This is a genomic window from Nostocoides sp. F2B08 (assembly GCF_009184895.1).
Lineage (GTDB): Bacteria > Actinomycetota > Actinomycetes > Actinomycetales > Dermatophilaceae > F2B08.
This window is the reverse complement of the sequence record NZ_WESE01000007.1, coordinates 155086-169593: the sequence shown is the minus strand read 5'-3', so window position 1 is coordinate 169593 and position 14508 is coordinate 155086. Positions and strand designations below refer to the sequence as shown.

12 protein-coding genes are annotated in these 14508 nt (G+C 70.0%); 9 read left to right on the top strand and 3 right to left on the bottom strand.

Annotation, left to right across the window (positions count from 1 at the left end; genetic code table 11):
* Positions 1-27: 27 nt before the first annotated feature.
* The 4 genes from secD (at position 28) to GA707_RS15560 (ending at position 6018) form a co-directional block, all read left to right on the top strand.
* Positions 28-1794, top strand: coding sequence for a protein translocase subunit SecD (secD, locus tag GA707_RS15575; RefSeq protein ID WP_152179354.1), 1767 nt, complete (start codon positions 28-30; stop codon positions 1792-1794).
* A complete protein-coding gene (gene secF / locus GA707_RS15570; RefSeq protein WP_152179353.1) occupies positions 1794-2984 on the top strand; it encodes a protein translocase subunit SecF in 1191 nt (396 codons plus the stop codon). The genes secD and secF overlap by 1 nt, the downstream gene beginning before the upstream one ends.
* A 43-nt stretch (positions 2985-3027) precedes the next feature.
* Positions 3028-3588 (top strand): adenine phosphoribosyltransferase, encoded by a 561-nt coding sequence (locus tag GA707_RS15565; RefSeq protein WP_152179352.1) that lies wholly within the window; start codon positions 3028-3030, stop codon positions 3586-3588.
* Between the two features lie 96 nt (positions 3589-3684).
* Positions 3685-6018, top strand: a complete 2334-nt coding sequence (locus GA707_RS15560) for a bifunctional (p)ppGpp synthetase/guanosine-3',5'-bis(diphosphate) 3'-pyrophosphohydrolase (protein ID WP_152179351.1) — start codon at positions 3685-3687, stop codon at positions 6016-6018.
* 17 nt (positions 6019-6035) lie between these two features.
* On the opposite strand, the gene GA707_RS15555 is transcribed toward GA707_RS15560, so the two are convergent.
* Together GA707_RS15555 and GA707_RS15550 are read right to left on the bottom strand one after the other, a co-directional pair.
* Positions 6036-7736: a DUF349 domain-containing protein gene (locus tag GA707_RS15555; protein WP_226963850.1), complete on the bottom strand. Its 1701-nt coding sequence runs from the start codon at positions 7734-7736 to the stop codon at positions 6036-6038.
* Position 7737: 1 nt separating this feature from the next.
* The gene (locus GA707_RS15550) at positions 7738-8589 is read right to left on the bottom strand and encodes a peptidylprolyl isomerase (RefSeq protein WP_152179350.1); all 852 of its coding nucleotides are present in this window, start codon (positions 8587-8589) and stop codon (positions 7738-7740) included.
* Between the two features lie 33 nt (positions 8590-8622).
* On the opposite strand from GA707_RS15550, the gene GA707_RS15545 reads away from it, so the two are divergent.
* Both GA707_RS15545 and hisS read left to right on the top strand, forming a co-directional pair.
* Positions 8623-9336: an MBL fold metallo-hydrolase gene (locus GA707_RS15545; protein ID WP_152179349.1), complete on the top strand. Its 714-nt coding sequence runs from the start codon at positions 8623-8625 to the stop codon at positions 9334-9336.
* An 84-nt stretch (positions 9337-9420) separates the two neighbouring features.
* Positions 9421-10755, top strand: coding sequence for a histidine--tRNA ligase (gene hisS, locus GA707_RS15540; protein ID WP_152179348.1), 1335 nt, complete (start codon positions 9421-9423; stop codon positions 10753-10755).
* A 4-nt stretch (positions 10756-10759) separates the two neighbouring features.
* On the opposite strand, the gene GA707_RS15535 is transcribed toward hisS, so the two are convergent.
* Positions 10760-11380 carry a hypothetical protein gene (locus GA707_RS15535; protein ID WP_226963849.1) on the bottom strand — a complete coding sequence of 207 codons (621 nt, stop codon included), beginning with the start codon at positions 11378-11380 and terminating at the stop codon, positions 10760-10762.
* A 91-nt stretch (positions 11381-11471) separates the two neighbouring features.
* On the opposite strand from GA707_RS15535, the gene ald reads away from it, so the two are divergent.
* Genes ald through GA707_RS15520 form a run of 3 tightly spaced genes read left to right on the top strand, consistent with a single transcriptional unit; the run spans position 11472 to position 14493 of the window.
* Positions 11472-12587, top strand: coding sequence for an alanine dehydrogenase (gene ald, locus GA707_RS21365; RefSeq protein ID WP_152179347.1), 1116 nt, complete (start codon positions 11472-11474; stop codon positions 12585-12587).
* Positions 12584-13510, top strand: a complete 927-nt coding sequence (gene xerD, locus GA707_RS15525; protein WP_152179423.1) for a site-specific tyrosine recombinase XerD — start codon at positions 12584-12586, stop codon at positions 13508-13510. The genes ald and xerD overlap by 4 nt, the downstream gene beginning before the upstream one ends.
* A gap of 35 nt (positions 13511-13545) precedes the next feature.
* A complete protein-coding gene (locus GA707_RS15520) occupies positions 13546-14493 on the top strand; it encodes a ParA family protein (RefSeq protein WP_152179346.1) in 948 nt (315 codons plus the stop codon).
* The last annotated feature ends 15 nt before the right edge of the window (positions 14494-14508 follow it).

Sequence of the window (14508 nt, the reverse complement as noted above, 5' to 3'; positions counted from 1 at the left end):
GACCACAGACAGACCACTAGAGACAGCATGCCTTCGCAGACCACTCATGCCCGCCCCGGTCGGGTTCTCGCCGGATTCGCGGCCTTCATCGTCGCCCTCGTCGTGCTCCTCTTCGCGGGCAGTCAGTGGGGCAGCGCCCAGCTCACCCCGAAGCTCGGACTCGACCTCGAGGGTGGCACGCAGCTCGTCCTCACCCCGGTTCTGTCGGGGCAGGAGACCGAGATCCAGGAGGAGCAGCTCGACCAGGCCCGCGACATCATCTCCCAGCGGGCCGATGCCGGAGGCATCACCGGCGCCGAGGTCACCACGCAGGGTGGGCGCAACATCGTCGTCAGCATGCCGGGCGTGCCGCCGCAGGAGGTCGAAGACGCCATCCGGCGTTCCTCGCAGCTGCAGTTCAGGCCGGTCCTGGTCGTTCAGCCGGTCGGCGGTCTGACACCGGCACCCACGGAGACCCCGACAGGTACTCCGACCGGGGGCGCCACGCCCACCGACGGGTCCACCGCGAGTCCGACCGAGGCCGCCACTCCGGCCGCGAGCCCGACGACGAACAGCGGACCCGTACCCGAGGGATTCGCGGCCGAGGCGACCGAAACCGCGGAGCCTACGCCCGAGCCGACCGCGACGGAGCCGGTCGCCCCGGCGCCGACCGGTGAGCCGACCAGCGCCACGGACCCGGCGTGGATCACGGACGAGCTCATCGCTGAGTTCGAGTCCCTGACCTGCACCGGCGGCGACGACACGACCACGGAGCAGGACCCCGACACCGCGGTCGTCGCCTGCCGTGACACAGGGACGGAGAAGTACATCCTCGGCCCCGTCGTCGTCGACGGAAGCGGGATCGCTGACGCGAGTGCCGGGTACCAGGCCGGCCCGACCGGTCAGCCGACCAACACCGTCGAGATCGCCCTGGAGCTCACCGGCGACGCCCGTGAGGCCTACGGTCAGATCAGCACGGAGATGGTCCAGCTGCCGGCCCCCCGCAACCAGCTGGCGGCGGTCCTGGACCAGCAGGTCATCGTGGCCCCGTTCTTCCAGTCCGCCATTCTCGACGGGCGCGCCTCGATCACCGGCGCCTTCACGCTCGAGGAGGCGCAGACGCTGGCCCAGCAGCTGAAGTTCGGCGCCTTGCCGATCTCGTTCGAGCTCGAGACCCGCGACCAGATCAGCCCTCTGCTCGGAGGCGAGCAGCTGAGGTTGGGTCTGGTGGCCGGAATGATCGGGATGCTCCTCGTCTTCGTCTACTCGCTCTTCCAGTACCGCGTCCTCGGTTTCGTGACGATCGCGTCGCTCATCCTGGCCGGGATCATCGTCTACCTCGTCGTGACGATCCTCGGGTGGCGGTACAACTACCGGCTCGATCTGGCCGGCATCACCGGTCTGATCGTCGCCGTCGGTATCACCGCCGACTCCTTCATCGTCTTCTTCGAGCGGATCCGCGACGAGGTGCGTGACGGTCGGACGGTGCGTAGTGCGGTCGATGCCGGCTGGGAGCGAGCATCCCGCACGATTCTCGCGGGAGATGCCGTCACCCTCCTCGCCGCGGGCACGCTCTACGCGCTCGCCAGCTCCAATGTCCGCGGATTCGCGTTCACGCTCGGCCTGACGACGATCATCGACCTCATCATCGTCTTCTTCTTCACCAAGCCGATGATGCAGTGGCTCGTCCGCAAGCCCTTCTTCGGCGAGGGGCACCCGTGGTCGGGACTCAATCCCCAGCTGCTCGAGGCCCGCAATCCCAAGTACGCCGGCCGAGGACGCGTCCGCGGCCCGATCCTGGAGGGGGCCCGCTGATGGGACAGCTCGCTCAGCTCGGCAACGACCTCTACACCGGCAAGCGGACCATCCGGTTCGTCGAGAACAGCAAGAAGTTCCTCGTCATCTCCCTGATCCTGCTGCTGCTCGCGGCCATCGGATTCTTCGTCCGCGGACTCAACCTCGGCCTGGAGTTCCGCGGCGGCTCCGAGTTCCGCGTCAGCGCCAGCGCGACCGACGGCTTCGAGAGCCGCGCGCGCGAGGCCGTTCGCAGCGTCGTGCCGAACCAGGCCGTCAACGTGACCCTCGTCGGCGGCGGGACGGTGCGGGTGCAGACCGAGCGGCTTGAGGATACCCAGAGTAGTGAGGTCCGGTCAGCGCTCGCCCAGGAGTTCGACGTCTCCGACGAAGCCGTCTCGGCGTCCTTCGTCGGCCCCTCATGGGGCCAGAGCGTCTCGAGCAACGCCCTGCAGGCACTGGCCTGGTTCGTCGTCCTCGTCGCGATCCTCATGGCGGTCTACTTCCGCAACTGGAAGATGTCCCTGGCCGCGCTGGTCGCCCTGGCGCACGACGTGTTCATCACCGTGGGGATCTACGCCTTGAGCGGGTTCGAGGTCTCACCGGCGTCAGTCATCGGCTTCCTCACGATCCTCGGGTACTCGCTGTACGACAACGTCGTCGTCTTCGACAAGGTCCGTGAGAACACGACGATGGCCTTCGAGACCGGCCGGGTGACCTTCTCGCAGGCGGCGAACCGAGCGGTCAACCAGACCCTGATCCGGTCCCTCAACACCACCGTGACGACCCTGCTGCCGATCAGCGCCCTTCTCATCGTCGGGTTCTTCTTCATCGGCCCGGGGACCCTGCTCGACCTTGCACTGGCGCTGTTCATCGGTATCGCCGTCGGCGCCTACTCCTCGATCATCGTCGCGACCCCGCTCCTGGTCTGGCTCCGCTCGAAGGACGACGACGTCAAGGCGTTGGAGAAGAAGGCACTGCGCCACCAGAACGCCCGCGCCAAGGAGGCTGCCGCGGCGCGATCGCACGAGCCGGGCCACCACGACGAGCTCGACGATGGGGCGCTGGTGGGTTCGGAGCCGACCGGCGGTCAACGGTCCATGGACGACGAGCCCGCGGCGGCTGCGACGCTCACCGGCCGCGCCGTGCACAAGTACGCTCAGACCGGGCCACGGAACCAGCCGAAGAGGGCGCCCAAGTCGAAGCGCTGAGCACGGACACAGCGGTGGATCGGGACTGGCGAAGGTGGGACGGATGACACAGGAGGAGACGGCGTCGCCGGGGACGGACCGAGCCGACGCCGGGACGGTGGTCGCCGAGCACCTCGTCGACGTCCCCGACTTCCCGACTCCGGGCGTGGTGTTCAAGGACATCACGCCACTTCTCCAGGACGGCCCCGCCTTCCGGACCGTCGTGCGCGCCATGGCCGAGCGCTACCGTGGCCGGGTCGACGCAGTCGCCGGGATCGAGTCCCGTGGCTTCGTCTTCGGTGCGGCGCTGGCGTACGAGCTGGGCGTGGGGCTCGTCCTCATCCGCAAGGCGGGCAAGCTCCCGCGGGACCGCCACAGCATCTCCTACGAGCTCGAGTACGGCAGCGCGACCGTCGAGGTGCACCAGGATGCCTTCACCCACGCCGACCGGGTCCTCCTCGTCGACGACGTCCTCGCCACGGGCGGCACTGCCGCAGCCGCGGCCGACCTCGTCGAGACGGCCGGGGGTGTGGTCGCCGACATCGCGGTGATCGTCGAGCTCGGTTTCCTCGACGGCCGAGCCGCTCTGCCCGGACGGTCGGTCTGGGCACTGCACACCGTCTGACCTCCGTCTCCCGACCCGACCCCACTTAAGACGCCCCGGGACACCACGCCGGACACGGCGAACGGCCCGTCCAGGTCGCTGGACTACCATCTCGCTATGGCGGAGGATCTCACGACGACTGGCGCGAGCGCCTGGGCCCGGTCCGGCCTGGCGCGTTTCGTCGGCCCTCGGCTGCCCGCCAACCCCGTCCTCCAGCCGCTGCTGTCAACGGTCAAGGCGACCCACAGCAAGGCTGACCTGTCGGTCATCGAGCGTGCCTTCGCGGTCGCCGAGCGCGCCCACGACGGGCAGACGCGCAAGAGCGGCGACCCCTACATCACGCATCCGCTCGCCGTCGCGAGCATCCTGGCCGAGCTTGGTATGCAGCCCGCGACCATCGCGGCGGCACTCCTCCACGACACGGTGGAGGACACCGCATACGGCATGGACCAGCTCAGGGCGGACTTCGGCGAGGAGATCGCCATGCTCGTCGACGGCGTGACGAAGCTGGACAAGGTCCAGTACGGCGAGGCGGCCCAGGCCGAGACCGTGCGCAAGATGGTCGTGGCGATGGCTCGGGACATCCGGGTCCTGTTCATCAAGCTCGCGGACCGACTGCACAACGCCCGCACGTGGAAGTACGTTTCGCCGGCCTCCGCCCAGCGCAAGGCCCGCGAGACCCTCGAGATCTACGCGCCGCTGGCCCACCGGCTCGGCATGAACACGATCAAATGGGAGCTCGAGGACCTGTCCTTCCAGACGCTGTACCCCAAGGTCTACGACGAGATCGTCCGCCTTGTCGCAGACGCCGCTCCGGCGCGCGACGAGTACCTGGGTGTGGTGCGCGCGCAGGTCCTCGACGAGCTGGGCCGGGCCAAGATCAAGGCCACGGTGACCGGTCGCCCGAAGCACTACTACTCCGTGTACCAGAAGATGATCGTCGGGGAGCGTGAGTTCAAGGACATCTACGACCTCGTCGCGGTGCGCGTCCTCGTCGACTCGGTCCGGGACTGCTATGCCGCCCTCGGTGCGCTGCACGCGCGATGGCATCCCGTGCCGGGCCGGTTCAAGGACTACATCGCGATGCCCAAGTTCAACATGTACGAGTCCTTGCACACGACCGTCATAGGCCCGGGCGGCAAGGCGGTCGAGGTCCAGATCCGGACCCATGCCATGCACCGACGCGCGGAGTACGGCATCGCCGCGCACTGGAAGTACAAGGAGGACGGCAGGACCGGGGGATCGCGGGGACGTGCCCCGAGCCGGGCTGCAGAGGACTCCGGGCCGTTGGGTGACATGGGCTGGATCCGTCAGCTGCTCGACTGGCAGCGGGAGACCGAGGATCCGGACGAGTTCCTCGACTCGCTGCGCTTCGAGATCAAGACCCAGGAGGTCTACGTCTTCACCCCCAAGGGCCGGGTCATTGCGCTCCCGGCCGGGTCCACGCCTGTCGACTTCGCGTATGCCGTGCACACCGAGGTGGGTCATCGGTGCGTCGGTGGCAAGGTCAACGGCCGGCTGGTGCCGCTGGAGTCGCGTCTCAACCACGGTGACACCGTCGAGATACTCACGTCCAAGGCGCAGGGCGCCGGCCCCTCCCGGGACTGGCTCGGCTTCGTCAAGTCACCGCGGGCCCGCAACAAGATCCGGCAGTGGTTCACCAAGGAACGCCGCGAGGAGATGATCGAGAGCGGTCGCGAGTCGATCGCCAGAGTGCTGCGCAAGCAGAACCTCCCGCTCCAGCGGCTGATGACCGTCGACAGCCTGACGGGAGTCGCTGCGGACCTCCGCTACACGGACATCGAGTCCCTGTTCGCCGCGGTGGGGGAGGGACACATCTCCGCCCAGGCGGTCGTGACCCGTCTGCTTGCGTCACTCGGAGGTGAGGACGGCGCGGAGGAGGACCTCGCCGAGGCCACCCACCCGCAGCACGTCCCGAGCCGTCGTCGCCGTGTGGGGGACCCGGGCGTCGTGGTCAAGGGGACGACGGACGTCTGGGTCAAGCTGGCCCGCTGCTGCACGCCGGTGCCGGGCGACGACATCCTCGGCTTCATCACCCGGGGCGACGGCGTCTCCGTGCACCGCGAGGACTGCACGAACGCGTCCACGCTGCGTTCCCAGCCCGAGCGACTCATCGAGGTCTCCTGGGCGCCGACGGCGGGCACGGTGTTCCTCGTCCAGATGCAGGTGGAAGCCCTCGACCGCAACGGCCTGCTGTCCGACATGACGCGAGCGCTGTCCGAGAACGGCGTGAACATCCTCTCGGCGAGCGTCACCACCAACCGCGACCGACTCGCCATCTCGAAGTTCACCTTCGAGATGGGCGACGCATCCCACCTGTCACACGTCCTGAAGGCGGTGCGCAAGGTCGACGGGGTCTACGACGCGTACCGGATCACCGGGAAGGGCCGCACCGACAAACCGATCGCGGCAGCCGCCGACGCGTCCTAGCGTGACCTCGCCGGAGCTCAGCTGAACTCGGTCAATGCCGAGCGAGCCTGGTCCAGCAGTGCCTGACGGCCCTGGATCGCTGACCGGGCCTCGGCCGCCTTCTTGTCGTTGCCCTTGGCCTCGGCGTTGGCCAGATCACGTTCGAGGTCTGCGACTGCGCGCTCGAGCTGCTCGACGAGGCTCTGCGCCCGGGCGCGAGCCTCGGGGTTCGACGAGGACCACTGGCGTTGCTCTGCGTCGCGGACCGCCTGCTCCACCCGACGGATCCCCTTCTCGGTCCGGTCGATGTCGGCGCGGGGCACCTTGCCGGCCCTGTCCCACCTGTCCTGGATGGATCGGAGGGCCGACTTGGTCGCCTCGAGGTCGCGAATCGGGAGCAGACCTTCGGCCTCGGCCAGCAGCTGTTCCTTGACGGCCAGGTTGGCGCGGAACTCCTGGTCCTCGGCGGCCGCGACCTCGTCCTTGGCGGCGAAGAACGCGTCCTGGGCGGCCTTGAACCGCGCCCACAATGCGTCATCGTCCGCACGTCCCGCCCGTCCTGCCGCCCGCCAGCGGTCCATGAGCCGCTTGAACTCACGCGCCGTCGGACCCCAGTCCCGACTTCCGGACAGCTGCTCGGCCTCGCGGACCAGGCTCTCCTTGGCGGCCTTGGCCTCCGACTGGCTGGCTTCCAGCTCGGAGAAGTGGGCTCGGCGGGCCTTGTCGAAGGCGCCGCGCGCGGCGCTGAAGCGGTGCCACAGCTCTGCCTCGACCGGCTTGTCGAGGCGGGCACCCGAACGCTGGTGCGCCTTCCACTCCTCGAACAGGGTTCGCAGTTCCTCGCCGCTGCGCTTCCACTGGGTTCGTTGCGGGTCCTGGGCGGCGATGTTCTCGGCTCGGACGACGAGGGCCTCACGTTCGGCGAGCGCGGTGGCCTTGGCCGCCGCGCGCTGGGCCGACTCCTCCTCGCGCCGGCGGTCGATGAGGATGCCGATGCTCTCCAGCCGGGCGTGCAGCGCCTCCAGGTCGCCGACGAAGGTCGGCTCTGCGGCCTGCTCGGACAGATGCGTCAACTGCTCGGCCGCGTCCTTGGCGGTGAGCTCGCTCGAGCCGGTGAGCCGCTGCTCGAGGAGTTCGGTCATGCCGTACAGCTCGTCGTACTTGCGGGCGAAGTACTGCAGCGCCTCGTCCGGCCCGGCGCCGGGGTAGGACCCGACGGCGATCTCGTCGGTGCCCCTGCGCACGAACACCGTCCCGTCCTCGGCCACCCGGCCGAAGCGGGCGGACTCGGAGTGGTCCGCGGTGGTAGCCGGTGGGGCGGGACGCGCTGTCCCGATCCGCGCTGCCAGGGCAGCGGGGCTGGGAACGGGAGGCCGCGGGGGAGCGGGCCGGGCCGGGATGACCGCCTCCTCGAGTGCTGGAGCCGATCCACCGGAGAGCTGCTGGTCCGCGGCCGCCGGCTCGACGTGTGTGGGCTCGTCACCGGCCTGCTCGGCACCGGCTTCTTCGTCTGCGGTCGAGTCCGGAGCGGCCGTCTCTGTTGTCGGTCTTTCCGCAGCCGACTCCGGGGCGGGCGAGTCCTGCGCGGCCGCCTCCACAGTCACGTCGGGAGTTGTCTCGTCGGCCGCCGCCGGTGTGGTCGTCGCTGCTGTGTTCGTCGCCTGATCGGGCGCCGACTGCTCCTCGACCACCTCGTCCGGGATCGCGGGGGTCGGCTCGTTCGGGGTGTCGGTGCTCACGTCAGACCTTCTTCTCGGTGACAGCGATCCGCAGGATGCTGAGGGGCAGGGCAGGGGCACCGTCGACTCCGCCGCCGTCGACTCCGGCGGCGACGACCTGGTCGATGATCTCCATACCGGATGTGACGTTACCGAAGATCGTGTATCCGCCGTCCTCGGGAGGCCAGGACGAGTCCGCGGCCACGATGAAGAACTGGCTGCCTGTGCCCCGCTCGACGTCCGAGGTGCGAGCCATGGCGACGGTTCCGCGGGGATAGCGCCCGTCGTCCGGCACGGACTCTACGCCGAAGCCGTATCCGGGACCGCCCTGACCGGTCCCGGTCGGGTCGCCGCACTGCAGAACGATGTTGTCGGCGTCGAGCAGCCGGTGGCACGGGGAGTCGCGGTAGAAGTCCAGTCGGGACAGCTGCAGGAACGACGCCACCGTCTGCGGGGCCCCGGTGCCGTCGAGCTCGATCACGATGTCCCCGCAGTTGGTCGTCACGACGGCCTCGAAGGTCCGGCCCGCCGCGTCCTCGGGCGGCGGCAGCTCCAGCCTCGCTTCCGTCCCGGGGGCCGGGGGCGCCGGCGTGCAGTTGTCGGGTACTGAAACCGTCGGGGTGGTCGTCACCACGGCCGCGGGTGTGGTCTCGTCGGGCGGGTCCGATCCGAGCGCATCGACGAGGACCACGACGACCAGCACCAGTGCGAGCACGGCGAGGGCGGCCAGGACGGCATAGAGGGTGCGTCGCCTCCGCGTTCGACGGGTCGCAGCGGCCTTCTCCCGACGCGCGGCGCGGCGACGCGCACGGTCGCGTTGTTGTTGCTGGGTGGCCTTGTGCGCTCTCGCCGGCCTGCGGTTCCTGGTCGACACAAGCGCACATCCTAGGACGACTAGGCTGACCGGGTGCTCACCGTCGCCTTCCCCGCCGCCGCGTTCGCGACGAACTGCTACGTGCTCGCAACCTCGGCCGGCGAGGAATGCGTCATCGTCGACCCGGGGATCGGCGTCGAGGACCGGATCGCCGAGATCCTCCGCCAGCATCGCCTGCGGCCGGCGGCGGTCCTCCTGACCCACGGTCACCTCGACCACGTCTACTCGGTGACGCCGGTATGCGGCGGCGAAACGGCGGCCTACATCCATCACGCCGACCGCTACCGCCTCGTGGACCCGGTCAGGACGCTGGAACCCGGCCTCGTCGCCATGCTCGAACAGCAGTTCGGGCGCGCCGCCGCCTGGAGCGAGCCGTCGAACGTCGTCGAGGTCTCCGACGGGGAGCGCCTGGGCCTGGCCGGTCTCGACCTGGAGATCCTCCACGCCCCCGGCCACACCGAGGGATCGGTGATGTTCAGACTCCCCACCGTTCCGGACGGGCTCGGGTCGGACCACGACCTGACGTCCACCCTGCTCTCCGGCGACGTCCTCTTCGCCGGCTCGATCGGCCGCACGGACCTTCCCGGCGGCGATCATTCGGCCATGGAGCGCTCGCTGCGGGACGTCGTGCTGCCCCTGCCGGATCCCACTCTCGTGCTCACCGGGCACGGGCCGGCGACGACCATCGGCCGCGAACGGGGGACCAACCCCTTCCTCCAGAATCTCCGACCGTCCCAGAATCTCTGACCGTCCCAGACCGTCCGGCATCGGACGTGACCCGACCACGATCTCGACCGCTGCTTCCCTACGACGAGGACCCACGCATACCCCATGGCGACCAAGGTGACCCCGCTCTCGGGCTTCCCGGAGCTCCTGCCCGCCGAGCGACTGCTCGAGCTGGCCTTCCTCGACACGATCCGCGAGGTGTTCGAGCTGCACGGGTTCGCGCCCATCGAGACCCGTGCCGTCGAGCCCGTCGAGCGACTGGTCGGCAAGGGCGGTGACACGGACAAGGAGATCTACGCCGTCGGCCGACTCGCTGCCCGCGGGGAGGAGTCCGGCGAGTCCGATCTGGGTCTGCACTTCGACCTCACCGTCCCGTTCGCCCGGTACGTGCTCGAGCACGCCGGCCGGCTGTCGTTCCCCTTCCGCCGCTACCAGATCCAGAAGGTCTGGCGGGGAGAGCGCCCGCAGGAGGGACGCTTCCGCGAGTTCACCCAGGCCGACATCGACGTCGTCGACGTGGACACGCTCGCTCCGCACTTCGAGGCGGAGATGCCGCTCGTCATCGCCGAGGCCTTCGCCAGACTGCCGATCGGCGAGTTCCGCATCCAGGTCAACAACCGCAGGATCCCGGAGGGCTTCTACCAGGGCATCGGTCTGACCGACGTCGCCGGCACGCTCCGGATCGTCGACAAGCTCGACAAGATCGGGCCCGCGGGCGTCACCCGGCTGCTCCTGGAGGCGGGCGCGACCGCGGAGCAGGCAGAGCAGTGCCTCGCGCTGGCCGCGATCCGCACCGAGGACGCCGGCTTCGTCGACCGAGTCCGTGCCCTCGGGGTGACCAACGACGTCCTCGAGGACGGCCTGCGGGCGCTCGCCGCGGTCATCGACACGGCCGCCGCGGTCGCCCCGGGCGTCGTCGTCGCCGACCTGCGGATCGCCCGGGGACTGGACTACTACACCGGCACCGTCTACGAGACCCAGCTGGTCGGCGACGAGGAGTGGGGATCGGTGTGCTCCGGTGGCCGCTACGACGCCCTCGCGAGCGACGGGCGGACCACCTACCCGGGTGTCGGGATCTCGATCGGGGTCTCTCGGCTCGTGCACCTCATGGTGACCAAGCGCGGCCTGACAGCGAACCGCAGCACGCCGTCGGCCGTCCTCGTGGCCGTCACCCACGAGGACTCCCGACCGGCCTCGACCGCAGTCGCTACCGCGCTGCGCGCCCGGGGCATCGCGTGCGAGGTCGCTCCCCGGGCCGACCGGTTCGGCAAGCAGATCCGGTATGCGGACCGCCGGGGCATCCCGTACGTCTGGTTCCCGGGCGCGGACGGGCCAGGCGACGAGGTCAAGGACATCCGCTCCGGTGAGCAGGTCCCGGCCGACCCGGCGACGTGGGAGTGTCCGGCGGCCGACCTGCACCCGACCGTCGTCGGCGGGTGACGTCTCAGCGACGGAGACGGCGACCGGGACTGAGGCCGGTGTCCGCCAGCTCGAGGTAGGCGAGCGCGTCGATCACGTCGACCTCACCGCGCCGCCACGCCCCGGCTGGGTCGTCGCTGATCCGGGCCAGCACCGTCATCGGCTGACGGGACAGAGCCCGGAGGGCGAAGAGGTCGAGGTCGGCCGTGGAGTCGATGAACCTCGCGGCCGCCGTGGCCTCACGGATCCACCGAAGGCGGAGGGTGAGCCACAGCGCCCCGACGAGGACGATCGGCACCGCCGCAGTGACCACCGCCGAGACGAGCGCCACCCGCTCGACCGCGGTGACGAGGTCTGAGCCGGCCGTCGCGATCTCGGTCCCGACTCCTGCGACGTCGCGCAGCGGCTCTGCCAACCGGTCCTCGACGAGCGGGAGACCGTCGACGCGGTCGCCGGCGCCGAGCATCCGGTCGCTGAAGGCACCACCCGCCTCCTCGAGGCGTCGTCCGGGCTCGGCGAGCTCCATGGTCGTGGCGTGGACCCACCGCGCGACGAGGATCCACGTCACCACCCACAAGAGCATGAGCAGGTCGGCGAGAAGCTGCCGGGAACGACGTTGCGGAAGGTCCGCATACAGAGTCACCACGCTGACTAGACTCGCACCTGCGCGCACCGCCGCACGCAGCGATCGGCTTCGCCGGTCGGTTCGGACCGCCACGAAGGAGCAGGTCGGGCCCATGAAGGTCGGAGTACCCCGCGAGGTCAAGAACAACGAGTTCCGGGTGGGCATCACCCCGGTCGGCGTCCACGAGCTGGTCCGGCACGGTCACGAGGTGCTGATCGAGAAGGACGCCGGCGTCGGCTCCGGCATCAGCGACGAGGACTTCACCGCCGTCGGCGCCCGGATCATCGGGGTGGCCGACGATGTGTGGGGTGAGGCGGACATGGTCATGAAGGTCAAGGAGCCCGTGGCCGAGGAGTACCACCGGCTGCGAGAGGGGCTCGTGCTGTTCACCTACCTCCACCTCGCCGCCGACGAGGCCCTCACCCACCGACTCATCGAGTCCGGCACCACGGCGATCGCCTACGAGACGGTGCGCCTGCAGAGCGGGATGCTGCCGCTGCTCTACCCGATGTCGGAGGTGGCCGGCTGCCTCGCGCCTCAGGTCGGCGCGCACTCCATGATGAGGCCGCAGGGTGGCCGGGGCGTCCTCATGGGGGGCATCGGGGGAGTGGCCAACGCCAAGGTCGTGGTGCTCGGGGCGGGGGTGGCGGGCCAGAACGCCGCGAACATCGCGCTCGGCATGGGCGCGGAGGTGACGCTCCTCGACACCGACCTCGACAAGCTGCGGATGAGCTTCTGGCGCTACGACAACCGCGTGCGCCAGATCGCGTCCTCGGAGCTCTCGGTCCGCAAGGAGGTGCTGGAGGCGGACATGGTCATCGGCACGGTCCTCGTTCCCGGCGCCAAGGCCCCCAAGCTCGTCACCGACGACATGGTGGCCCAGATGAAACCAGGCTCGGTCCTCGTCGACGTCGCGATCGACCAGGGCGGCTGCTTCGAGGGTTCGCGCCCCACGACCCACGCCGACCCCACCTTCCCGGTCCACAACTCGATCTACTACTGCGTCGCGAACATGCCCGGCGCCGTGCCTCACACCTCGACTTGGGGTCTGACCAACGCCACCGTCGCCTACGCCGTGCGCCTCGCCGACGTGGGGTGGCTGGAGGCGATGCGCGCGGACCCCGCGCTGGCCCAGGGGCTGAACACCCACGGCGGTCACATCACGTGCGCGCCCGTGGCGGAGGCGTTCGGGCTGGACTCGATCCCGCTGGAGCAGGTGCTCACCTGAGCGGCGCCACCCCGCTGGAGCGGGCTGTCGCCGGCTGGCTGACCCATCTCGACGTGGAACGCGGCCTGGCCGCGCACACCCTCACGGCGTACCGTCGCGACCTCGACCGCTACCTCGAGCACACGCGTGCGCTCGGTCTGGGACGACCCGAGGAGATCACCGAGGCCACCGTCTCGGACTTCCTGCGCGCGCTGCGCACCGGCGGTCCGGATCGCCGGCCGCTCGCCGCCTCGTCCGCGGCCCGCACGATGGTCGCCGTCCGCGGCTTCCACCGCTATCTCGCGGCGGAGGGGTTGACGGATCAGGATCCGGCACGCGCCGTCGCGCCGCCCACGCCCCCCAGCCGGCTCCCCAAGGCGATCCCCCTCGACGAGGTCGAGCGGCTGCTGGACGCGGCTTCGCTCGGCGACCCGCCGATGTCGCTGCGTGACCGGGCCCTGCTGGAGGTGCTGTACGGCGCCGGAGCGCGGATCTCCGAGGCCGTGGGCCTCGACCTCGACGACATCGACCTCGACGAGGGCGTCGTGCGGCTCTTCGGCAAGGGCTCCAAGCAGCGGGTCGTCCCCCTGGGTTCGTATGCGGTGCGCGCCCTGGGCGAGTACCTCGTGCGTGCGCGGCCCGGGTTGGCCGCCCAGGGTCCGGGCACGCCGGCGGTCTTCCTCGGGCGCCGCGGCCGCCGGCTCTCGCGGCAGTCGGCGTGGGCGGTGATCCGGACCGCCGCGGAGCGGGCCGGACTGGAAAAGGTCTCACCGCATACCCTCCGGCACTCCTTCGCCACGCATCTGCTGGACGGGGGCGCCGACGTGCGCGTCGTCCAGGAGCTCCTGGGGCACGCATCGGTGACGACGACCCAGATCTACACGCTCGTGACGGCGCAGCGCCTGAGGGAGGTCTACGCGCAGGCGCACCCTCGGGCGCGCTGATAAGGTCGGGGCGATCAGCGCGACGCTGACCGGCGATGGTGGGAGAGGACTACGTGGCTTTCGAGGAGACCGCTGAGCAGGCGCCCGGCGCACCCCCGGGCACACACGACATACTTCCAGGCACGGACGACGCCGGCCACGGCACCATCGGACCGACCGGTCGACCGCTTCCCGACTTCCCCGTCCCGCCGCCACTCGCTGCGCACGGTCCGGCCCGGATCATCGCGATGTGCAACCAGAAGGGCGGCGTCGGCAAGACGACGTCGACGATCAACCTCGGCGCCGCGCTCGCCGAGTACGACCGCCGCGTCCTGCTCGTCGACTTCGACCCGCAGGGCGCGCTCTCGGTCGGCCTCGGCATCCGCACCCATGAGCTCGACGTCACCATCTACAACCTGCTCATCGAGCGCGGCCACGACGTCACCGACGTCATCCAGGCCACGGGCACACCCGGCGTCGACCTCATTCCCGCCAACATCGACCTGTCGGCCGCCGAGGTCCAGCTCGTCGGCGAGGTTGCCCGGGAGCAGATCCTCGCGAGAGTGCTGCGGCCCGTCCTCGACGACTACGACGTCGTCCTCATCGACTGCCAGCCCTCGCTCGGACTCCTCACCGTCAATGCCTTGACGGCCGCCCACGGTGTGATCATTCCGCTGGAGTGCGAGTTCTTCGCCATGCGCGGGGTCGCCCTCCTCGTGGAAACGATCGAGAAGATCACCGACCGGCTCAACCCGCGCCTGCAGATCGACGGCATCCTCGCGACGATGTACGACGGCCGCACCCTCCACTCCAAGGAGGTCGTCCGCTCGGTCGTCGACCACTTCGGCGACCAGGTGTTCCACACGGTCATCAGCCGGACGGTGAAGTTCCCCGATGCCACCCTGGCCGCGGAGCCGATCACGACCTACGCCTCGACCCACAGCGGAGCGGACGCCTACCGGCAGCTCGCCCGCGAGCTCATTGCCCGTGGCGGAGCAGCCTGATCCGGTCACCCCGGG